Below are 23,723 nucleotides of genomic sequence, written 5' to 3' on the forward strand. Positions count from 1 at the left end.
AAAATGTGTACAAGAGATTGGATTGACCTGATCAGTTAATTTTCCGGATTGGTATTACACAAGTCACAGCCAAATTTTAGGTAATAAAAAACCGAGCACAATGGCTCGGCTTTTTGTCTCAACTTCTATTTATAGAAGTGAAAGATTACTCAGTGTCTTGCTCGCTATCAGAAGCGTCTGATGCTTGCTCTTCACTTGATTCAGAAACGACTGCTGCTTCAGCGTTTGCTACTTCAGCTTCGCCTTCAACAACCTCAGCTTCTTCTACTTCGTCGATACGTTGTAGACCTACAACATTCTCGTCGTCAGAAGTACGAATCAGTGTTACACCTTGAGTGTTACGACCAACTTGGCTTACTTCCGCAACGCGAGTACGTACTAGCGTACCTGCGTCGGTGATCATCATCATTTCGTCGCCTTCTTCAACTTGAACAGCGCCAACAACTGGGCCATTACGTTCAGAGACTTTGATAGATACCACACCTTGCGTTGCACGGCCTTTCGTTGGGTATTCAGCTAGTTCAGTACGCTTACCGTAACCGTTTTGAGTCACAGTTAGGATATCGCCTTCGTTAGAAGGAACAATCAACGATACTACTTGATCGTCTTCTGGAAGCTTCATACCACGAACACCAGAGGCAGTACGGCCCATTGCACGTACTTTGTCCTCGTTAAAGCGAACAACTTTGCCCGATTTAGAGAACAGCATGATGTCGCTATCACCGTTAGTGATGTCAACGCCAATCAGTGAATCATCGTCACGTAGGTTAACGGCAATTAGGCCGTTAGCACGTACGTTTGCGAACTGATCCAGTGATGTCTTCTTAACAGTACCGTCGCCGGTTGCCATGAAGATGAATTTCTCGTTAGAGAACTCAGAAACAGGCAGGATAGCCGTGATACGCTCACCTTCTTCTAGAGGAAGAATGTTAACGATAGGCTTACCACGAGCAGTACGACTTGCTAATGGCAGTTGGTAAACTTTCAGACGGTATGTCTTACCACGAGTAGAGAAACATAGGATGTTATCGTGAGTATTAGCTACAAGCAGACGCTCAATGTAATCCTCATCTTTCATCTTAGTTGCACTCTTACCTTTACCACCACGACGCTGAGCTTCGTAGTCGCTTAGGATTTGGTACTTAACGTAACCTGCGTTAGAAAGCGTTACTACAACGTCTTCTTGAGCAATCAGCTCTTCCATGTCGATGTCATGAACTGCCGCTGTGATTTCTGTACGACGCTCGTCGCCATAGATTTCACGTACTGCTTCAAGTTCTTCACGGATAACTTCCATCAAACGCTCAGTGCTTGCAAGAATGTGCATTAGCTCAGCGATTTCTTCTAGAAGGGCTTTGTACTCGTCTAGAATCTTCTCGTGCTCAAGGCCTGTTAGGCGGTGAAGACGAAGTTCTAGAATTGCTTGTGCTTGTGTTTCCGTTAGGAAGTATTGACCATCGCGGATGCCGTATTGGTCTTCTAACCAATCAGGACGAGCTGCGTCAGTACCTGCACGCTCAAGCATTGAAGCAACGTTACCAAGATCCCAACCACGAGACACTAAACCAACTTTAGCTTCTGCTGGTGTTGGCGCGCTCTTGATCAGTTCAATGATTTCATCAATGTTAGCAAGTGCTAGAGACAATGCTTCAAGGATGTGTGCACGGTCGCGTGCTTTCTTCAATTCGAAGATAGTACGACGAGTCACAACTTCGCGACGGTGGTCTACGAAGCACTTAAGCATGTCTTTGATGTTGAACAACTGTGGTTGACCGTTATTCAACGCAACCATGTTGATACCGAAAGTCGTTTGCAGTTGAGTTTGAGCGTATAGGTTGTTAAGAACCACTTCGCCTACTGCATCACGCTTACATTCAATAACAATACGCATACCGTCTTTATCAGACTCGTCACGCAGTGCACTGATGCCTTCTACTTTCTTATCTTTAACCAGTTCAGCAATCTTCTCGATCAAACGAGCTTTGTTTACTTGGTAAGGGATCTCAGTAACGATAATGGTTTCTTTACCATTCTTCTCTACTTCGATATCCGCTTTTGAACGCATGTAAACCTTACCGCGGCCAGTCTTGTAAGCATCTACGATGCCTTTACGACCACTGATAAGTGCTGCTGTTGGGAAGTCAGGACCAGGGATATAGTCCATTAGCTCATCAATAGTGATATCTTCATTATTGATAAATGCTAAACAGCCATCAACAACTTCACCAAGGTTATGTGGTGGGATGTTGGTAGCCATACCTACTGCGATACCAGAAGCACCGTTTACCAATAGGTTAGGAATTTTTGTAGGAAGTACTGCTGGAATTTGTTCTGTACCATCGTAGTTCGGTACGTAATCCACAGTTTCCTTATCAAGGTCAGCCAGGAGCTCGTGAGCAATTTTCGCCATACGAACTTCGGTATAACGCATTGCAGCCGCGGAGTCGCCATCGATAGAACCAAAGTTACCTTGGCCATCAACTAGCATGTAACGCAGTGAGAACGGTTGCGCCATACGAACAATAGTATCGTATACAGCACTATCACCATGTGGGTGGTATTTACCGATTACATCACCTACTACACGAGCAGACTTTTTATATGGTTTGTTCCAATCATTACCTAGTACATTCATCGCGAACAAAACGCGGCGGTGTACAGGTTTTAGGCCATCACGCACATCTGGAAGGGCACGACCAACGATGACGGACATCGCGTAGTCTAGGTATGAACCTCTAAGCTCATCTTCAATATTTACGGGCGTGATCTCTTTCGCTAGATCGCTCATAGAGCCATTTTCCCTCTATAGTCAGATCGTATTTTTGAATACGTATAAGACCGAAAAATATAACACAAATTTACCTACGGAGGCATCACTTTCCCTCTCCTTTTACCATCTTGTGACCCTTGTAGCCAATCAATTGATGAGAAATTGCACCTCCGCATCATATCTTGCTGAAACATGGTCACTTTACATTCAATAAACTAGCAAAATTGTAGATCTTCTGGTCAGAGCGAAAAGGCAAGTTATAATGCCTGCAATTTCATGGATGCATTATTTAACTTGGAAATGCCGATTATGACTAAATCACAGAACGTAGACCCAGCAGAAATCAAAAAATTCGAAGACATGGCGTCACGCTGGTGGGATCTAGAAGGCGAATTTAAGCCACTACATCAAATCAACCCACTGCGCCTAAATTACGTGCTAGAAAAGACCGAAGGTTTATTTGGTAAGAAAGTCCTCGATGTTGGCTGCGGTGGCGGCATTTTGGCTGAAAGCATGGCTGTTGAGGGCGCAGTAGTCACTGGCCTAGATATGGGTAAAGAACCGCTAGAAGTGGCACGTCTTCACGCATTGGAAACTGGCACCAAGCTCGATTACATCCAGAGCACCATCGAAGACCATGCAGAACAGAATCCACAAACTTACGATGTGGTGACATGTATGGAAATGCTAGAGCACGTTCCTGATCCACAATCTGTGATTAGTGCATGTTCAAAATTGGTGAAACCGGGTGGTCACGTGTTCTTCTCTACCTTGAACCGTAACTTCAAATCTTACCTGTTCGCTATTGTTGGTGCAGAAAAGCTACTTAAGATTGTTCCTGAGGGCACTCATGAACACGAGAAGTTCATTCGCCCTGCTGAACTTATCAAGATGGTCGATAACACTCCGCTGCAAGAACTAGGGATTACAGGGCTGCACTACAATCCTCTTACGGACACTTATCGTTTAGGCACAAATGTAGACGTAAACTACATCGTCCACACGCAAAACTTTGGCTAAAAAATATCGGTAGCCCTACCGTAAAACCTTTTGTAAAAAAGACGAATGAAAAGAGTTGCAATTACCATAACTTTGCGACTTTTTTCAGTCTAAATTTCGTGCGCTAGCTTCCATTTTGACCACCTCGATTTAAATTTAATCGCCTAAAATCAATCGCCCATTTTGGCCAAAGATCAAGGAATTTTTTTTTATGGGCGTGCAAAAATAAAGCATCATTAAAAGCCGACTTTTATACAATCAAGTCACATATAACCTCATCAGTTAGTGGTCACTTACAGTTTTTTTTCAATCCACCACTTATCCACAAGCAACCCCATTTCTTTACCTTGAAAAATATCAGTTGTAGCACTATCTTGTAACCCAACAAACAAATGACCCCTATATGTTGTGTTTGAACTACAATGTATGGGTAGACCAAGATCACAAAGCCGAAACGTAATTTACAAAAATTACACAGAAATACACAAAAACACGGCCTTGTTCAGTTTTGTTAGGGAAATTAAGCAGAATGAACCAACAACTTACTGTTACCAAGCGTAACGGGCGCAAAGAAACGATCGATCTAGAGAAGATCCATCGCGTGATTACATGGGCAGCTGAAGGCTTGCACAATGTTTCTGTATCACAAGTAGAATTGAAAGCTCACATTCAGTTTTACGATGGCATCACCACTACTGACATTCATGAAACTATCATCAAGTCAGCAGCGGATTTAATCTCTGAAGAGACTCCTGATTACCAATATCTAGCAGCACGTCTGTCTGTATTCCACCTACGTAAAAAAGCGTACGGCGAATACGAGCCGCCTGCACTGTATGACCACGTTGCAAAACTGGTTGATATGGGTAAATACGATAGCCACCTTATGGAAGACTACACGAAAGCTGAATTCGAAGAGCTTGACGAGTACATCGACCACAAACGTGACTTAGACTTCTCTTACGCAGCGGTTAAGCAGCTCGAAGGTAAATACTTCGTGCAAAACCGTGTAACGAAAGAAATCTACGAGAGTGCTCAGTTCCTTTACATTTTAGTTGCTGCGTGTCTATTCGCTAAATACCCGAAATCGACTCGTCTTGACTACATCAAACGTTTTTACGACGCATCGTCTACGTTTAAGATTTCTCTACCTACACCGATCATGTCTGGTGTACGTACGCCTACTCGTCAATTCAGCTCTTGTGTACTGATCGAATGTGGTGACAGCCTTGATTCAATCAACGCAACAGCAAGCTCAATTGTTCGTTACGTATCTCAACGTGCTGGTATTGGTATCAACGCAGGTCGTATCCGTGCGCTGGGTTCTGAAATCCGTAATGGTGAAGCGTTCCACACTGGCTGTATCCCTTTCTACAAATACTTCCAAACAGCAGTAAAATGTTGTTCACAAGGTGGTGTTCGTGGCGGTGCGGCAACGGTATTCTACCCACTATGGCATGGTGAAGTTCAGTCTCTATTAGTACTGAAAAACAACCGCGGCGTTGAAGAGAACCGTGTTCGTCACATGGACTACGGCGTACAGCTGAACAAACTCATGTATTCTCGTCTTGTTCAAGGTGGCAACATCAGCCTGTTCTCACCTTCTGACGTACCTGGCCTTTACGATGCGTTCTTCGAAAACCAAGACCGTTTTGAAGAACTATATGTTAAGTACGAAAACGATCCTTCAGTGAAGCGTGAAACGGTTAAAGCCGTTGAGCTGTTCTCTCTGCTAATGCAAGAGCGAGCTTCTACTGGTCGTATCTACATTCAGAACGTTGACCACTGTAATACACACAGCCCGTTTGATTCTGAAGTGGCTCCTGTTCGTCAGTCGAACCTATGTCTAGAAATCGCGCTACCAACTAAGCCACTTTCTAACGTAGAAGATGACGAAGGTGAAATTGCACTATGTACGCTTTCAGCGTTTAACCTAGGCGCAATCAACGAGCTAGACGACCTTGCTGAGCTTTCTGAACTGGTTGTTCGTGCACTTGATGCATTGCTTGATTACCAAGACTACCCACTTCCAGCAGCACGCAAGTCGACAATGAACCGTCGTACTCTAGGTGTGGGTGTCATCAACTACGCATACTACCTAGCGAAAAACGGCGTGAAGTACTCTGATGGCAGCGCAAACAGTCTGACTCACCGTACTTTTGAAGCAATTCAATACCACTTGTTAAAAGCGTCTGTTGAACTGGCGAAAGAACAAGGCCGTTGCCCATCTTTCCACGAGACCAACTACGCGAAAGGCCTACTGCCAATCGATACTTACAAGAAAGATATCGACTTAGTATGTGAAGAGCCACTGCACTACGATTGGGACACGCTACGCGAAGAGATCATGGAGCACGGTCTGCGTAACTCTACGCTAACAGCGCTTATGCCTTCTGAGACATCGTCTCAAATCTCGAACGCGACTAACGGTATCGAGCCACCACGTGGTTACGTATCAGTGAAAGCATCGAAAGACGGCATCCTTAAGCAAGTGGTTCCAGATTTCCTAAATCTTAAAGAGAACTACGAGCTACTTTGGAACATTGGTTCTAACGACGGTTACCTACACCTAGTGGGTATCATGCAAAAATTCGTTGACCAAGCTATCTCTGCAAACACTAACTATGACCCAAGTGTTTACGACAGCGGTAAAGTACCAATGAAGAAGCTGCTTCAAGACCTACTAACAGCGTACAAGTACGGTGTTAAGACGCTTTACTACCATAACACTCGTGATGGTGCTAAAGACGACCAAGGCGATGCAGTTCAAGTGCCGGAAGAAGATTGTGAAGGCGGCGGTTGTAAGATCTAAACCGCAATAAACATTAAGACCCCAGAGAAGAGTTATCTTCTCTGGGTTTAAAGCATTAACAGGGCCCGTTTTATTACGGGTCTTTAAAGGATTTGAGGCATTTATGGCTTACAGTACTTTTTCTCAGCAAAAAAATGACCAACTAAAAGAACCAATGTTCTTGGGTCAGTCGGTAAACGTTGCACGTTACGACCAACAAAAATTCGAAATCTTCGAAAAGTTGATCGAGAAGCAGCTTTCTTTCTTCTGGCGTCCAGAAGAAGTAGACGTATCTAGCGACCGTATCGACTACAACAAGCTTCCTGAGCATGAAAAGCACATTTTCATCTCTAACTTGAAGTACCAAACGCTTCTAGATTCTATCCAAGGCCGCAGCCCTAACGTTGCCCTACTTCCACTGGTATCTCTACCAGAAGTTGAAACTTGGATTGAGACTTGGTCTTTCTCTGAAACGATTCACTCTCGTTCTTACACACATATCATCCGTAACATCGTCAATGATCCAGGTGTAGTATTCGACGACATCGTTGAAAACGAAGAGATCCTGAAGCGTGCGAAAGACATCGCGTTTTACTACGATGATTTAATCAAGCTGACGGCTGACTACCACCGCTACGGCGAAGGCAACCACAACATTAACGGCGAAGACGTTAAGATTTCACTTCACGACCTGAAGAAGAAGCTTTACGTATGTCTAATGTCTGTAAACGCACTAGAAGCGATTCGTTTCTACGTGAGTTTTGCATGTTCATTCGCATTCGCTGAACGTGAGCTAATGGAAGGTAACGCGAAGATCATCAAGCTAATCGCTCGTGATGAAGCTCTTCACCTTACTGGTACACAGCACATGATTAACTTACTGCGTAATGGCCAAGATGACTTCGAATTCATGCAAATCGCTGAAGAGTGTAAGCAAGAGTGTTTCGACCTATTCAAAGAAGCAGCAGAGCAAGAAAAAGAGTGGGCAGAATACCTATTCAAAGATGGCTCTATGATTGGTCTGAACAAAGACATTCTTTGCCAATACGTTGAGTACATCACTAACATCCGTATGCAAGCGGTTGGTTTAGGTACTGCTTACCCAGAAGCAACGTCGAACCCAATCCCATGGATCAACGCATGGTTATCTTCAGATAACGTACAAGTTGCTCCACAAGAAGCTGAAATCAGTTCTTACCTAGTTGGTCAGATCGACAACGAAGTAAAAGCTGACGACTTTGAAGGATTCGAGCTGTAATGCCAACAATCAAAATCAACAAACTGACTTCAATTGAATCTAACCCTTCAAACACTCTGTTGGAAACAATGGAACAAGCTGGGTTAGAGCCAGAATACAACTGCCGAGATGGTCACTGTGGCGCTTGCCGCTGCACGTTGGATTCTGGTGAGGTCGAGTACGTTGGTTTTGCTATGGCTTACACGCAAGGTAATGAGATATTGCCTTGTATCTGTAAAGCAAAGACTGAGCTATCGCTGAGTAACGTTATTCATAGAAACAAGCAAAAACGCGCATAAGCCAGCTGGCTTTAGGTCACTTTGTTCGAATATCGTCAATAAGAATCAAAAAAGGGTCCGCTTCCTTTAGGAATGCGGACCCTTTTCTATTTATGTCTTTAGGTATCTAAAGCGACTCGTCTATCACTCAACCAAATCTTCCTGTTGGCTTGTGTCATACAAAGCCAAACGTTTATTGCTGAGTCAGGTTAAGAGTCACAGAGCCAATATAACAAGCGCTTCGGCACTCTCCACAGCCGTTACACTTATCTTTGTCCACTGTAGGCAACTCTCCTACTTCGATGTGTATTGCACCAGCTGAACACGCCGTTTGGCATGCTGAACAGTCCATTTGCATGTAATTATTGCAGCTATCCGCAAAGCTCGGCTTGAGGTCGATATAAGGCGTGACCGTTGGATGAAGTGCGCCGGTCGGACACACTTCAGTGCATTTGTTACACATAGAACAACTGTTGTAATCCAAATTCAGCAGCGCACTGCCCTCTAGCCCCTCAATAACGCTATTTGGACACGATTGTTCACACAATCCACAACCGTCGCAAAGACGCTCAAACAGCACCTCATCGACCGCTCTTGGCGGTCTTGCATGCAAGCGCTGTGATATCTCTTCATAATTCGCGGCTGCTTTAACCGGTTTAGAAAGTCGAGTTAAGAAACCGCGTCTATTTGAATTTATTTGTTCAGACATTAGTCGATATATAACTTTTTAGTAGCAACGTTTAAATTATATTCAGATATTAAGTACTTAAACCAATCTATTACATCAACCGATAGCTTTTTATAAAAAGATAACTCTGATGCTTTATTTATTTTTTCTAAATAAACAGAAGACCAAGTTAATAAGTGACCCTCAAGTAATTCACCAGCTGAATTAATATTATTATTTTCTAACAAATACGCATGAGCGAATAACATTAAACCAAATTGATCTTCCGGCTCTCTTAACCCAGTGTCTAATTCAATCTGATTCAATTCTAAAAACTGGCGATACTCAACCGTAGAAGCACCAAACACAACGCGGTCTTTATCTAGGTACACAGAACCCCAAGGCGGAGCTGGCATGTCTCCAACGCCTTCAAACAGGCGGCTGAACTCTGCTGCGAGCGCATCTTCGTCTTCGCTTCTTAATGCCTGCAAGCATTCTTCAGAGAGTACTTCGCTCTCAACCAAAGCTTCGACAATGGTGATTAACTGTTCTTTACTTGTCGCTTGATAAAATAGCGAACCCAACAATTTATGCGTATCGATAATCATTATTATTATTTATACCGTTATAGGTTTAAAGATAATTATATTAATTAACTCATTTCATTCTTTGATCTATTTTATACATTCAATTCATAAACTTTAAATTCCACACTTATTTGATGCCAATCAATCAATAATTCGAAATAAATACATAAAGAACAAACTACCTATAAAGTGCTAGCTATCAATAGTAAAAGGCATCTTAGAATGACGAATAAGAAAGAATCTGGGGTAATGAATCTTACTCGAAGAGGCTTCATGAAAGCTTCCTCTGCAGTAGGTAGTGCAGCTGCACTTGCGGGCGGTATCGCTTTACCTTTCAAATCCAAACCAGTAGCGGCTGCGGTTGCTGAGAATGTGGATGAGAAAATCGTGTGGAGTGCATGTACAGTAAACTGTGGCTCTCGCTGCCCACTGCGTATGCATGTACAAAACGGTGAAATCAAATACGTAGAAACAGACAACACAGGCACTGACGAATACGGTCATCACCAAGTTCGTGCGTGTCTACGTGGTCGCTCGATGCGCCGCCGTGTTTATAACCCAGATCGCCTAAAGTACCCAATGAAACGTGTGGGTAAACGTGGTGAAGGTAAGTTTAAGCGTATTAGCTGGGAAGAGGCTTATGATGAAGTCGCTGGCACCATGCAACGCCTTATCAAAGACTACGGTAACGACACCATCTACCTAAACTACGGTACTGGTACGCTGGGCGGTACAGTAACTAAGTCTTGGCCACCAGCTCAAACGCTGATTGCTCGTCTAATGAACTTAAGTGGTGGTTACCTAAACCATTACGGTGACTACTCAACAGCGCAAATCGCGAAAGGCTTGAGCTACACCTACGGTGGTTGGGCAAACAACAACTCTTTCTCTGACCTAGAGAACACCAAGCTTAACATCCAATTTGGTAACAACCCTGCCGAGACACGTATGTCTGGCGGCGGTCTGATTCACCATTACGTAGAAAGCAAAAACAAATCGAACGCAAGAACGATCATCATCGACCCTCGCTACACCGATACTGCCGGTGGCCGTGAAGACCAATGGATCCCAATCCGTCCTTCTACAGATGCGGCATTGGTAGCGGGTCTTGCGCACGTGATGATCACTGAAGACCTTGTCGATCAACCGTTCCTAGACAAATACTGCGTCGGTTACGACGAGAAGACACTGCCGGCATCGGCGCCTAAAAACAGCGACTACAAATCTTACATCCTAGGTTTAGGTGAAGATGGCGTAGAGAAAACGCCAGAATGGGCTTCTAAGATCACCGGTATTCCCGTTGATACTATCGTCAAGCTTGGTCGCGAGATGGGTACGGCGAAACCATGTGCGATTCACCAAGGCTGGGGCTTACAACGCACTGCGAATGGTGAGCTAGCGTGTCGTGCAATCGCAATGCTGTCATTACTCACCGGTTCTGTGGGTGTATCTGGCGGTTCAACAGGTGCTCGTGAAAGTGACATCAACATTCCGTTTGTTCGCTTCCCTACTGTGCCAAACCCAGTTGAAACTTCAATTTCAATGTTCATGTGGACAGATGCAATTTACCGTCACCATGAAATGACCGACATCACTGATGGTGTTCGTGGTGCAGAGCGCCTTAAGAACCCAATCAAGATGATCTGGAACTACGCAGGTAACTGCATCATCAACCAACACTCAGACATCAACAAGACTCACGCGATTCTTCAAGATGAAAGTGCGTGTGAAATGATTGTCGTGGTTGATAACCATATGACTTCTTCAGCGAAATACGCCGATATCATCCTGCCAGACTTAACAACGTCTGAGCAAGACGACTGGTGTATGGACGGTAAAGCGGCGAACATGCCTTACTTCATCTACGCGCAGAAAGCGATTGAGCCTCAGTTTGAAGCAAAATCTATCTACGAGATGTGTACTCAGCTTGCGAAACGAATGGGCGTAGAAAAAGAGTTCACCGAAGGCCGTACTCAAGAGCAATGGATTGAGCACCTTTACGCAGAAACTCGTAAGAACGATCCAACACTGCCAACCTTCGAAGAGATGAAAGAGCTGGGTATCTACAAACGTAGCTACGACCACCACTACATCGCTTATGAAGATTTCCGTAAAGATCCTGAAGCGAACCCACTGACCACACCAAGTGGCAAGATCGAGATCTACTCAGAGCAACTGGCTGATATCGCGAAGACTTGGAAGCTGAAAGAAGACGAAGTGATTCACCCACTTCCGATTTACGCGGACTCTTTCGAAGGTCATAACGACCCACTAGCAGAGAAGTACCCACTTCAGCTAACCGGTTTCCACTACAAGGCTCGTACTCACTCGACTTACGGCAACGTTGCAGAAATCAAAGCAGCAGCACCGCAAGAGTTGTGGATCAACCCAATCGATGCAAAAGAACGTGGTATTGATAGCGGCGACATGGTGAGTATTTTCAACGACCGTGGCGAAGTACATATTCCAGCGAAAGTGACACCTAGGATTCTTCCTCGAGTTGTCGCACTAGGCGAAGGTGCATGGTACGCACCAGATGGTCAGAAGATCGACCATGCAGGCTCTATCAACGTGCTGACGACTCAGCGCCCGAGCCCACTTGCTAAGGGTAACCCTCAGCATACAAACCTAGTTCAAATCAAAGCGCTAAAGAAAGCATAAGGTAGGTTGGAATGAAACAATACGGCTTTTACATTGATTCAAGTAAATGCACGGGTTGTAAAACCTGTCAGCTTGCTTGTAAAGATTATAACGATCTAGACATCAAAACGAACTACCGTCGCGTATACGAATATGCCGGTGGTGGCTTCACTCAAGATGGTGATACCTGGGTTCAGAAAGATGTCTTTTCTTACTACCTATCTATCGCTTGTAACCACTGTACTAACCCAGCGTGTGTGAAAGTGTGTCCTTCGGGCGCAATGCACAAACGTGATGAAGACGGTTTGGTTGTGGTTGATGAGAGCGTATGTATTGGTTGTCAGCACTGTAGCAATGCGTGTCCTTACGGCGCACCACAATACAATGCTAAGAAAGGTCATATGACGAAATGCGATGGTTGTTACCAACGTGTTTCTGAAGGCAAACAGCCTATCTGTGTTGAGTCTTGCCCACTTCGTGCATTGGAGTTTGGTGAAATCAATACACTTCGTGAGAAGTACGGCTCTGGTGCGGATGTGGCTCCACTGCCATCTTCAACAGAAACGCTACCAAACATCGTGATTAAGCTGAACAAAAACGCGAAGCCGACTGGCGATACCAGCGGTCACCTAGCAAACCCGAAGGAGGTGTAAGATGATTTTTCATGAGTGGTCTTTAATCTTCTTTACGGTGCTGGCGCAAACTGCGGTTGGTGGTTACTTACTGATTGGCGCACGTGCACTGGTACTTGGTCATGACGAAGAGAAGCTGAACAGCTACAAGGTTCCAATGTTTATCCTATGGGTACTGATGGGTCTTGGCTTCATGTTCTCGACAACGCACCTTGGCTCTCCACTGCGCGCGTTTAACGCTTTTAATCAGCTAGGTTCGGCTTGGTTGTCTAACGAAGTGTTCTTCGGTGCGGCATTCTTCGCTGTCGGTGGCCTGCAATGGTTACTGTCGGTAGTCAAGAAAGGTGGCGTTGCTATCCAGAAAGCACTGATGGTTGGCGCGATGGTACTGGGTGTTATCTTCATGTACGCGATGATCAACGTATACATGATCAACACAGTACCGACGTGGGACAACATCTACACACCACTGAGCTTCATCATGACGATGGTTGTGGGTGGCTTGCTGTTATCTCAGTTCGTGATTGTATTCGCAAACGACAGCCGCTTTACGGTTGACCGTAACATCACCATGTTGGCTGTTATCGCTGTTGCTATCAGCTTGCTTGTGACAGTAGGAAAACTGAACCTAATCGGAGACATCCAAACTTCAGCGGCAAAAGCGTCTGAGTTAGTCGATGGTTTAGGTAGCTATGTGATTCTTCAAGTGGCACTGCTAATGGCAAGCTTGTTGATTTGGATTCTACCTATGCTGAACAAAGCAAAAGTGAACCCAGTTAACCTTGGCTTAGCACTAGTATTGTTCTTGGCTTCAGAGTTAATCGGCCGTGGTTTGTTCTACAGCCTACATATGACAAGCGGTTTGTAATCGAGTTCTTACAGACATGAGTTGCGTGTAAACATCGCTGCTTGTTTGGTTATCTAGAAGGCTAGATAAACAAAAGGCCCAACACCTATTTAGATGTTGGGCCTTTTTATTTCGTTTTTTCTAGCGTTTTTAATACAGACTTAGCGAGTTCGCTTACATCGTTAGCTTACATAGCTACTTAATGATAGCCGCTGGAATAAACATGTCTTTTAATCGCTTAACCGAAGAATAAGTACCAAACATCGGTTTGTTATCTAAATGCCTTCTCAGCATATCGGCGGCAACGGTCTTAATCACGTTGCGTTGGTCTTCACGCGAGTACTGACGATAAAACTCAAGTACCTGCCCCCACTCGCCTGCTTCAGTCGACAATGCAACGCTGAATGTGTTGCCTTCCAGCTTACCAGTCACCAAAGCCAATTCAGTTCCGCACTTATCTCTTGTTGCTCCAGCCAGCGCAAAGGTCGCGGCTAATGGATCGCTCTTTTCAAGTTCGCTCTCTTTTGGCTCAGCCATCACCCATGAGTGTCCGAAGCAATCTTCTATCTGCTCATTCAATTGCAGCCACGCTGACAGTGAACCTTTGGTCGACACTTCAGACACAGATAACGTCTTCTTTTTTTCCGCCATGATGTGTCCAATATGGTCAATCATCGGCTCATCAACACTAACGACATTACTCTCTAGCAGCTTGTAAACCATCTGCAGAAGCTTAACGCGAGTTTCTAAGTCTGCCTTAGGACCAAACAGTTTGACCTCAATGAACGGCAGATAAGAGCGATAACCAAGTTCATAACCTTCTGGCAGCTTTAGTTGATCCAAAACATCAGAGATACCGGACTCAGACAAACCAAACGTAAACAGTCGACTGCATTCAGAGGCAACCACTTGAGGGTAGGTACACGACAAGTCAGGAAGAATCTCAAACGTCACCATGCGCTTGAATTCACTTGGTACACCCGGCGTGAAATAGAAAGTCGCATCGTTAATTTTCAGTTTGAAGCCACAAGCCGTCCCTACAGGGTTATCGACAATCTCTGAACTCGCAGGTAACAAAGCTTGTTTAAGGTTGCTGTCTGGCATTGGCATGCCACGTCCAGAGAACATCTCTTCCATACGAGCAAGCCATTCAGGGAACATGACGAGTTTCTGCTCGGAAGCAGCTGCAGCGGCGGCAGCACTCATATCATCGGTTGTCGGGCCTAAACCACCATTAACGATAACCACATCATAGTTAAAGCTCAGCATCAGCAGTTCTTCAACAAGAGCATTCATTTGATCACCCACAGTTGAGCGCTTAGCAAGCGCAAAACCATGCTGATAAAACTCAGCAGACATCCAAGCTGCGTTTGTATCTACAATGTCTCCATGAAGAACTTCTTCACCTGTGCTTAACATTGCGATTTTCGTCATATTTCTATCCCTTGTTGTCATAAAAAGACACTGCATTATTTACAAACTGGTCTATGGTTGAATTTGGAGCAATTCGCCTTTTCATTAATATTAATAATGTTAAACCTAAGGTTTTCTTAGGAAAAGCTATAAATTATTAGTTCCCTAAATCAGGTATTTAATAGATAATTGTGACCCTGATCAATTCCAAACTTTCTCATGGAGACCCTTGTGGCCAAATCACCGTTACTAGCAAAGGTTACTGCCGCATTTTCAATGCTAATGTCAGTTAACTCGGTTGCAAGCCAATACGACTTCGACCAGCCAATCAACCTTTCTTACTCGGATGAATGTGCTCAAGATTACTGTTTTAATGACAACTTGTACACCTACAAGCCTAGTACCAATTACGCACTGAGCGAATCGAGTGATGAGTACGACTTCTCAATCCAACAACCAAAACACATGTTGGTGAGTCAGGAGAAAGATTGGGATTACCTAATGGGTCAAACCTACACCATTCTTGGCTTGAGTGTCGCGACAGTGGGTCTAATGACTCTGCTCCCTGAAAGTATTACTAAGTGGGATGATGACCAACGTGATATCAGCTCATTAGGTAAAAAGTGGAAAGATAACGTTTCTGCTGGTCCAACATGGGACCGTGACGAACACTTCCTAAACTACGTAATGCACCCATATTTCGGTGGTGTTTACTACACCGCAGCTCGACACGCAGGTTACGACGAGTTTGAGTCATTCTTATACTCTTGGACTATGTCGACGTTCTTCTGGGAATACGGCGTAGAAGCGTTTGCAGAAGTACCTTCATGGCAAGATCTCTTCATCACACCTTTCTTCGGTGCGGTTGTCGGTGAAATGATGCTAGAAGCAGAGCAGGATATCATTGCTTCAGGTGGCGAAGTGATGGGCTCTCAAACCATGGGTGGTGTGTCGCTATTCTTCCTTAACCCTGTTGGACACATTCACTACTGGGTAAGTGACGCATGGGGCGGTGATGCAGAAGTTAACCTGAATACTAACCCTTGGTGGGATAACCAAGACGCTGCACGTTTTGCTTACGATGCTGGCGCACTATACGACTCTCAGTTTGTTGGTATGAACTTCAAAGTAACGTTCTAATTCGTCTCTAGTACTACTCAATATAAGTTGCTGAATCATCAATCACAGTGACAACTCTTCTAAAAAGCGGCTCTCTAGCCGCTTTTTTTGTGCCCTACTCTTCATTCTCTTTTTTTGCATCGAAGCTTAGTTTCAAAAATTGACCTAGGTCAAACATTGTTCGATGTAACCTTCTACACTGAAATTAAAGAACTTTATCGCGTGATATCAAACATTTAATTAGCAAAGAATAATTGAAACCTTGGGGGCTGATATGAACAGTACATTTATCGTAAACTTTATCGGAAAAGCATCACCAGCAACAATCAAACAGCTTGCTGCGGTTACTCACGAAAACGACGGCAAATGGCTCATCAGTAAAGTGAACTTTATTGAAGACCAAGTCGCAGGCGTACTAAAGGTTCAACTTCCAGCCATCAACGAATCGATTGTAAAAGAAGCGTTCAGCGCCAATCCAGATCTCATCGTGCAGTTTGTCGATTCCGATCATACACACAATGTTCAAGACACGGTCCATCACTTGAGACTCGACTCTAACGACCGAGCAGGTATCGTCAACGAAGTGACTCATGTATTGGATAGACAAGGAATCAGTATTCTCGATATGGATTGTCACCGCGTCTTTATCGCTGGTGGCGGCGGTGTTAGCTCAAGTCTATTCACATCAAAAATCGCCGTTAAGCTGCCAATCGAAGTACAGATCGACGACGTAGTTAATGAACTCGAAACGCTCAGTGAAGATACTCGTGTGATGATTGAAAGCTAAATAAACAAAATTAAAGAACAAAAAAGAGCAGCTCATTAGCTGCTCTTTGTATTGCTCTGAACTTGTGATTCAGTTACTTAACTGACCATTGTGATAATGAGCGTTTGAAGTCTTCATAGCCGAATTCATTTAGCTTCTGAACATCACCACTGCTACGTTCACAGTAGATTGAAGGCATTTTAAGGCCATTGAACCAGTTCAATTTCACCATTGTGTAACCCGCGCTGTCTAACAGATGCAGCTTTTGACCAATCTTAAGTGGCTCATCAAAGCTCGCTTCGCAGAACTGATCGCCCGCAAGACATGAACACGAACCAATCACGTAGTCATGGCTGCCTGTTTCTGATGCTTCCAATACTGATGCGGGCTCATTGTAGATAAGCGTGTCAAGGCGGTGCGCCTCAGTCGCTGAATCCACAATCGCTGTTTTCTTCACGTTCTCAACAATATCGACCACTGTCACAACTAGGTCGGTTGTTTTAGTGATGATCGCTTCACCCGGCTCAAGATACATCTGCACACCGTGCTTTTCAGAGAAGGCTTTCAGCGCAAGACCGAGTTTTTCGATGTCATAGCCAGGCCATGTGAAGAACACACCTCCGCCCATGCTCACCCAGTCCAACTTATCTAAGTGCTCACCAAACTGTTCTGAGATTGAATCAAGCAGGCCGATAAACGCATCGACGTCTTTGTTCTCACAGTTCATGTGGAACATCACACCATTAATCTCATCGAAAATTTCTGGTTTGATGTGGTCAGCTTGCACGCCCAAACGCGAGAATTGACGTGCTGGATTCGCCAAGTCTTGCCCTGCGTAGCTCACGCCCGGATTTAAACGTAAACCCAGTGAAGCTTTACCTTCAACAATATGACGGTAAGCAGCAAGTTGGCTTTGAGAGTTGAAGATCATCTTGTCGCAGATGTCAGCAACCTCTCTCACGTCATCTTCACTGTAGCCCACACTGTAAGCATGAGTTTCACCGCCAAAAGTTTCGTGACCTAATTTCACTTCATAAGGGCCAGAACTAGTAGTACCGTCTAGGTACGGTTTGATGATGTCAAACACGCCCCAAGTCGAGAAGCACTTAAGCGCAAGTACCAATTTCACACCTGAAATTTCTTTCAGTTGCTTGGCTTTTTCTAAGTTCGCAATCAACTTGTCTTCGTTGATCATGAAATATGGGGTTTTTAGTTCTTCTTTCTTAAACGTCATTTTTGTAAACACTCAAGCAGCATCTATAGATGGAAAGGTAAATTAACAATTTTGGTGTGATTTATTTTGATTTTGTCCTGTCCGAGCGCAGTGAGTTACAAAATCAAAATAAATGATACCAAAGCTTCAAGGCTATCATCATCGAAAAGGGAACAATCCATGTCCCCTTTAATTAGCAATCAAAACAAGAAATCAGTTCTTATTTTTTCAGCTCATGAATCACTGGAAGACCTTGGCCTGCTTCAAGCTCTTGAACATGCCAATCTAGACCAATTTCCGGCATAGTTGCTAGGAACGGATCTGGATTTAGCTGTTCCATGTTGAACACGCCTTTATCAGCCCACTCGCCACGGAAGAACTGAAGTGCAGCGGTAATCGCTGGAACACCAGTTGTGTAAGAGATCGCTTGGTGCTCTACGTCTTCGTAAGCCACTTCGTGGTCTGCGTTATTGTAGATGAATACGCTACGCTCTTTACCATCTTTCTTACCTTGAACCCAAGTACCGATACACGTTAAACCAGTGTAACCCGGAGCTAGAGATGTTGGATCCGGTAGTAGTGCTTTAAGAACATGCAGAGGCTGAACCACAGTACCATCGTGCAGTGTTAGCGGATCTGGGCTAAGAAGACCGATATCACGCATGCAGTTGAAGTAGTTCAAGTATGCATCACCAAAGCCCATCCAAAATTCGATACGCTTAGCTGGGATGAACTCTTTCATTGAACGAACTTCATCATGCGCCATTGAGTAAACTTTGTGAGAACCACAGTTCGGGAATTCAAACTCAAGCATACGAGAGTGACAAGGTACTTGTTTCCACTCTTCATTTTCCCAGTAGAAAGAATCGCCTTGGATCTCAAGCATGTTGGTTTCTGGGTCAAAGTTTGTCGCAAACTTCTTGCCGTGGTCACCAGCATTCACATCCATTACATCAATTGAGTCAATCTCATCGAACAAGTGCTTAACCGCGTATGCAGCAAAGATTGATACCACACCTGGATCGAAACCAGCACCAAGAATACCTGTGATGCCTGCTTCAGCGAACTTCTCACGGTAGCCCCACTGCCAATCGTAAGCTTGTGGTACTTGTTGGCCTTCAGAACATAGGTCAACCGCTACCGATGTATCTAAATAAGAAACTTTAGATTGGTAACATGCTTCCATGATTGCCATGTTTACCCAAGGAGGACCAGCGTTGATCACTAGATCCGGCTGAACTTCTTTAATCAAAGCAACAAGCGCATCAACATCATCAGCGTCTACTGAACGTGCTTCTAGTTTCTTAGTTGAATCTTTAAGGTTGTTTTTGCCCTTGATAGATTCGATGATTTTTTCACACTTCGCGATTGTGCGAGAAGCGATTGTGATATCACCCAGTACTTCGTTATTTTGTGCTGCTTTGTGTGCAACAACCCAACCAACGCCGCCTGCACCAATTTGTAGAATAGCCATAGTATTAATTACCCTTGTTGTTCTGCTAGCTCAGTGGCTAGAGTTTGAATTTTGTTAATTAGAGATTTGAAATCTGATGTCTTTAGGCACGGATTCAAGATAGTGAATTTAAGCGCACTCTTACCATCCACGACCGTTTCACCGAGTACTGCAACACCACGAGTCAGCGCTTCCAGTCTTAACGTTTGATTCAGTTTGTCTAAATCTAGCTCACCGTTTGCTGATTGCCCATTGCGAGGCACCGATCGGAACAGCACAGTAGACAGTGACGGCTCAGCAAGCAGTTCAAAATCGTCATGCTTCTGAATCAGGTCTGCAACTTGAAGCGTCTGCTCTAGGAGATGATCGTACATATCACCCAACTGCTTTGGTCCAACGCTTTGCATCGTCATGAAGACTTTCAATGCATCGAAACGCTTGGTGGTCGCAATAGACTTATCGACTAGATTTGGCAGTTCATCGTGTTCGCGGTTTAGGTAATCTGCGTGATGTAGAAGGTACTTAAAGTTCGCTTTGTCTTTCAACAATACCGCGCCGCAGCTGATTGTTTGATAGAACAATTTGTGGAAATCGACACTCACAGAGTCCGCTTTTTCGATGCCTTGTAAGCGAGCCTTGTGGCTACTCAAGATAAGCGCGCCACCGTATGCACTGTCGACATGGAACCAAAGATCTTGTTGGTTGGCGATGTCAGCAATCGCTTCAAGGTCATCAATAGCACCGTGATCGGTCGTACCCGCAGTACCGACAACAGCAAAAGGAATCAGCCCTTGTGCTTTAAGCGCTTTCACTTCTGTGTCTAGCAAGTCAGGTTTGATAGTGCCGTTTGCATTGGTGTCAACACAGCACACTGCCGCTTCGCCTAGCCCTAGTAGAGAGGCAGACTTTTGAACCGTGAAGTGCGATTTCTTTGAACATAAGATACGCAGCTTACTCGCGTATTCTGGTAAGCCAAGCTTTTGGATAGAATGACCATTGTGCTTATCCGCAACCCAGTCTCTCGCAAGCAATAAACCCATTAGGTTACTTTGCGTGCCACCGCTAGTGAAAACACCGTCAGCTTGTGCGCCAAGTTGGTATTTGTCACACATCCAATCCACGACGCGCTGCTCAACATAAGTCGCAGCCGATGCTTGGTCCCATGAATCCATTGATTGATTCAATGCCGCGATAATCGATTCCGCTGCTACCGAAGCCATAAGAGGAGGAGTGTGAAGGTGTGCAATGCAATCTGGGTGTTGCACGAAGATGGAGTTTGCAGCGACAAGGTCTGCAGTACTATCTACAACATCAACCAAAGCGTGTTGATTGTTGTCAAGGTCGACAGCATTGATGGCTGCTTCTAGCACTTTTGGTTCTAAACCCGAATAAGGGGTTTCAACCTGTTCAAAAACCGCTTTCATCGCTTGAGTGGTTTGGTTCATCACGCTAGCAAATTCGTCGCTACCGCCTAAACCCGTCTGGATAAAATGCTTGTTCCATTCTTGGTTTGCTTGCTCGCTTGAAGCTGGGTCTTGTTGTAGACCACCACCTGCTGCGATGATCGCTTCTTCCATGACGCGCAATGCAAAGTCAATCTGCTCAAAAGAGATAATCATTGGCGGAAGGAAACGAATTACCGAGCCATCACGACCACCCTTTTCAACCATCAAGCCACGCTCTAACGCTGCTCGTTGAATCGCTAGGGTTAGTTCGCCGTCTGATTGTGGTTCGCCAAACTTGTTAAGCTCACCATTTGGTTGTTTGATCTCAGCACCGAGCATCAGGCCTTTACCACGAACTTCAGCAATACAGCTAACGCGTGATTGAATCTTCTCAAGCCCGTGACGTAAATATTGGCCTGCGATGTTCGCGTGCTCAACTAAGCCATCTCGTTCGATGATCTCCAACGCCTTAGCGCCAGAGACCATTGCTAATTGGTTACCACGGAATGTACCGGTGTGCTCACCCGCTTTCCATGTATCAATGCTCTTATCGAACACAAGCAGCGACATAGGCAGTCCGCCACCAATCGCTTTAGATAAACATAAGATATCTGGATTAACACCAGACTCTTCAAACGCAAATCGATGGCCAGTTTTGCCCACACCACACTGAATCTCATCAAAAATCAGTAGGATGCCGTGCTCATCACAGATGCGACGTAGGCCTTGTAACCAAGATGCTGGAGCAGGAATCACACCGCCCTCACCTTGTACAGGTTCAACGATCATCGCGGCTGGTTTCATGATGCCAGACTCGTCATCGTTCAACATACGCTCGATATAACGAATGCTCGCGTTGGCACCCGCTTCACCACCAATGCCAAACGGGCAGCGTAGGTTGTATGGGAAAGGCATGAAATGTACGTCAGACATCAAGCCGCTACGACGCTCTTTAGTACCGAGGTTACCCATCATGCCCATGGTGCCGTTGGTCATGCCATGGTAAGCACCACGGAAAGCAAACATGGTGTTGCGACCTGTGGTTTGCTTAGCAAGCTTGATCGCCGCTTCCACAGCGTCAGCACCCGATGGGCCACAGAATTGAAGAACCGAGTTATTTGAAAAGTCTTGAGGAAGAAAGGCTTTAACTCGCTTGATAAACGTCTCTTTTGCTTGAGTCGTGATATCAAGTGTTTGGTATGGCAAACCAGAATCGAGCTGGTCTTTCAGTGCTTGGTTAATCTCAGGGTGATTGTAACCCAGAGAAAGTGTACCTGCACCGGCTAAGCAATCGAGAAAGAGTTGGCCACGAGTATCTTCAACTAAAGCGCCACATGCTCGTTTAATAGCAATAGGCAGGCGTCTTGGGTAAGAGCGAACATCCGACTCATGCTGTTCTTGCTCTAGCAAAATAGCGTCAGGTGTTAGGTCGTACGTTCCCTCTAAGATAGGAACCATAGTTGAAAATGAATTTGCGATAGTATTGATATCGACTTCAAAGGCGGTAGTCATAAAAGTCCCCTTGAATGTGTTCATACTCACCTCCATCAGACGCAATTACCCACCAACTCTCGTTAAATTTGGAGAGAGTTCATAGTGAAGTACACGTATTGTCTAGAAATGAGATATAGCTGTACGCTCGCATAAGTCAAATGACGAATACGAAATTAAGCCGTCTTAAGACAGCGATAAATTGTTAGCGTGAGCTCAAGGTTCAGTAATGCTACTGTTTTGAAGAATTGGACATTTTTGCAGGATCGGGCAGCTATGAGGAGCTGGTCCCTTTGGAAATGCAGAGCTGATTAGCAATGTTGTAATTAGTGTGTTCAATGTTGGGTTTCCCATTAACATGACGAACTGCGCCATAAGTATCCCGTCTATCAGCTAAAGGACTAGCCAATACCTACCCTACGTAATGTCCCAATCAGCAAGAATGGTCACTACGCGTATCCCCCAGAAGCAATCGTTGCTCTTCTTGAACATTTTCATTCCGAGATTGCGCGGGAAAGTAACATAAAGTGAAATGAACGATCAATAGTTTTTAGTAATAGCTTGATAAATAGCAGCGGTGGCTAAGCAATTGCTGTAAATATCGTCACACTATCGTTTGGGAAAGAGATCCCCGGTTCATTCGTTCCTCATACCCGAGGATGACGACGTGGGGTTATAAACGTTGCTAGAGAAGCTTTTAGGTCATGGCGTCACTCCCTAGAGCGAGGTATGAATTCATAGAGAACCCCTTACAACATGTCATTGTATTGCTTTATTCAAGAAACTATCTGATGCAATAGATTAAACTGAAGTTAATCAGCAAGCGGCAAGAGATCCCCGGTTCATTCGTTCCTCACACCCGAGGATGACGACGTGGGTGTACAAGCGGTGTTAGTGATGGCTTTGAGGCTGTGGCGCCTTTCCGTCATTCCTTAGCCTGAAGAATGAGTTCATTGGGAGTCCCTTACAACATGTCGATGTATTGTTTTATTCAGAAACTATCTGATGCAATAGATTAAACTGAAGTTAATCAGCAAGCGGCAAGAGCTCCCCGGTTCGCTCGTTCCTCACGCCCGAGGATGACGACGTGGATTTATAAACGTTACTAGAGAGACTTTGAGGTCATACCGTCTTTCCGTCATTCCCTAGCACGAGGAACAAGTTCATAAGGAATCTCGCTTTTAAAAACTAACTTGATTGCAAAATTTGAAACAGAGATAGAAATGAATGTTGAGTGCGGATTCGAACAAGAAGAGTTCTTAAACGTAAAAGCTAAACGTCAGAAACCAAAAAGCCCGAACATTTCTGTTCGGGCTTCTTAATTTGGAGCGATACATCGGGTTCGAACCGATGACCTCAACCTTGGCAAGGTTGC

The 23,723-nt window shown here is 44.7% G+C and carries 16 protein-coding genes; 9 read left to right on the forward strand and 7 right to left on the reverse strand.

Annotated elements, in window-relative coordinates; translation table 11 throughout:
- Positions 1-145: 145 nt before the first annotated feature.
- Complete coding sequence (gyrA, locus tag AB6D93_RS22235; protein ID WP_017072500.1) at positions 146-2,788, reverse strand: DNA topoisomerase (ATP-hydrolyzing) subunit A; 2,643 nt, start codon at positions 2,786-2,788, stop codon at positions 146-148.
- Between the two features lie 258 nt (positions 2,789-3,046).
- Between gyrA and ubiG the strand changes: the two genes are divergently transcribed.
- The 4 genes from ubiG (at position 3,047) to yfaE (ending at position 8,096) form a co-directional block, all read left to right on the forward strand.
- On the forward strand, positions 3,047-3,790 hold the full coding sequence (gene ubiG, locus AB6D93_RS22240) for a bifunctional 2-polyprenyl-6-hydroxyphenol methylase/3-demethylubiquinol 3-O-methyltransferase UbiG (protein ID WP_017063556.1): 744 nt from the start codon (positions 3,047-3,049) through the stop codon (positions 3,788-3,790).
- A gap of 508 nt (positions 3,791-4,298) precedes the next feature.
- Positions 4,299-6,581, forward strand: a complete 2,283-nt coding sequence (gene nrdA / locus AB6D93_RS22245) for a class 1a ribonucleoside-diphosphate reductase subunit alpha (protein ID WP_102333640.1) — start codon at positions 4,299-4,301, stop codon at positions 6,579-6,581.
- Between the two features lie 103 nt (positions 6,582-6,684).
- Positions 6,685-7,818: a class Ia ribonucleoside-diphosphate reductase subunit beta gene (gene nrdB, locus AB6D93_RS22250; RefSeq protein WP_004733365.1), complete on the forward strand. Its 1,134-nt coding sequence runs from the start codon at positions 6,685-6,687 to the stop codon at positions 7,816-7,818.
- Entirely contained in the window at positions 7,818-8,096 is a 279-nt protein-coding gene (gene yfaE / locus AB6D93_RS22255; protein WP_010438115.1) for a class I ribonucleotide reductase maintenance protein YfaE, read from the forward strand. Before nrdB ends, yfaE begins: the two co-directional genes overlap by 1 nt.
- A 172-nt stretch (positions 8,097-8,268) precedes the next feature.
- Here yfaE and napF read toward each other — a convergent pair whose 3' ends face one another.
- Both napF and AB6D93_RS22265 read right to left on the reverse strand, forming a co-directional pair.
- Positions 8,269-8,784: a ferredoxin-type protein NapF gene (gene napF / locus AB6D93_RS22260; protein WP_102333641.1), complete on the reverse strand. Its 516-nt coding sequence runs from the start codon at positions 8,782-8,784 to the stop codon at positions 8,269-8,271.
- Positions 8,784-9,350 (reverse strand): molecular chaperone, encoded by a 567-nt coding sequence (locus tag AB6D93_RS22265; RefSeq protein ID WP_102333642.1) that lies wholly within the window; start codon positions 9,348-9,350, stop codon positions 8,784-8,786. Before AB6D93_RS22265 ends, napF begins: the two co-directional genes overlap by 1 nt.
- 201 nt (positions 9,351-9,551) lie before the next feature.
- On the opposite strand from AB6D93_RS22265, the gene AB6D93_RS22270 reads away from it, so the two are divergent.
- The 3 genes from AB6D93_RS22270 to AB6D93_RS22280 are packed head-to-tail and all read left to right on the forward strand — an operon-like array spanning position 9,552 to position 13,469.
- A complete protein-coding gene (locus AB6D93_RS22270; protein ID WP_102333643.1) occupies positions 9,552-11,990 on the forward strand; it encodes a DmsA/YnfE/YnfF family dimethyl sulfoxide reductase in 2,439 nt (812 codons plus the stop codon).
- Positions 11,991-12,001: 11 nt separating this feature from the next.
- Positions 12,002-12,622 (forward strand): DMSO/selenate family reductase complex B subunit, encoded by a 621-nt coding sequence (locus AB6D93_RS22275; RefSeq protein ID WP_004733360.1) that lies wholly within the window; start codon positions 12,002-12,004, stop codon positions 12,620-12,622.
- A gap of 1 nt (position 12,623) precedes the next feature.
- On the forward strand, positions 12,624-13,469 hold the full coding sequence (locus AB6D93_RS22280; protein ID WP_017060997.1) for a DmsC/YnfH family molybdoenzyme membrane anchor subunit: 846 nt from the start codon (positions 12,624-12,626) through the stop codon (positions 13,467-13,469).
- Between the two features lie 174 nt (positions 13,470-13,643).
- Here the strand turns inward: AB6D93_RS22280 and AB6D93_RS22285 are convergent, their stop codons facing one another.
- A complete protein-coding gene (locus AB6D93_RS22285) occupies positions 13,644-14,882 on the reverse strand; it encodes a CinA family nicotinamide mononucleotide deamidase-related protein (protein WP_017069172.1) in 1,239 nt (412 codons plus the stop codon).
- Between the two features lie 210 nt (positions 14,883-15,092).
- Between AB6D93_RS22285 and AB6D93_RS22290 the strand changes: the two genes are divergently transcribed.
- Both AB6D93_RS22290 and AB6D93_RS22295 read left to right on the forward strand, forming a co-directional pair.
- The gene (locus AB6D93_RS22290; RefSeq protein ID WP_102333644.1) at positions 15,093-16,001 is read left to right on the forward strand and encodes a DUF3943 domain-containing protein; all 909 of its coding nucleotides are present in this window, start codon (positions 15,093-15,095) and stop codon (positions 15,999-16,001) included.
- A 253-nt stretch (positions 16,002-16,254) separates the two neighbouring features.
- Entirely contained in the window at positions 16,255-16,767 is a 513-nt protein-coding gene (locus AB6D93_RS22295) for a glycine cleavage system protein R (protein WP_017061000.1), read from the forward strand.
- 73 nt (positions 16,768-16,840) lie between these two features.
- On the opposite strand, the gene nspC is transcribed toward AB6D93_RS22295, so the two are convergent.
- The 3 genes from nspC to AB6D93_RS22310 all read right to left on the reverse strand — a co-directional run bounded on the left by nspC (position 16,841) and on the right by AB6D93_RS22310 (position 22,393).
- Positions 16,841-17,980 (reverse strand): carboxynorspermidine decarboxylase, encoded by a 1,140-nt coding sequence (gene nspC / locus AB6D93_RS22300; protein ID WP_102333645.1) that lies wholly within the window; start codon positions 17,978-17,980, stop codon positions 16,841-16,843.
- A 199-nt stretch (positions 17,981-18,179) separates the two neighbouring features.
- Positions 18,180-19,433 (reverse strand): carboxynorspermidine synthase, encoded by a 1,254-nt coding sequence (locus tag AB6D93_RS22305; protein WP_017061002.1) that lies wholly within the window; start codon positions 19,431-19,433, stop codon positions 18,180-18,182.
- A gap of 8 nt (positions 19,434-19,441) precedes the next feature.
- The gene (locus AB6D93_RS22310; protein WP_170967424.1) at positions 19,442-22,393 is read right to left on the reverse strand and encodes a pyridoxal phosphate-dependent class III aminotransferase; all 2,952 of its coding nucleotides are present in this window, start codon (positions 22,391-22,393) and stop codon (positions 19,442-19,444) included.
- Positions 22,394-23,723 lie beyond the last annotated feature (1,330 nt).

It is taken from the genome of Vibrio sp. 10N.247.310.23 (genome assembly GCF_041467155.1).
In the GTDB taxonomy this organism is placed as follows: domain Bacteria; phylum Pseudomonadota; class Gammaproteobacteria; order Enterobacterales; family Vibrionaceae; genus Vibrio; species Vibrio crassostreae_C.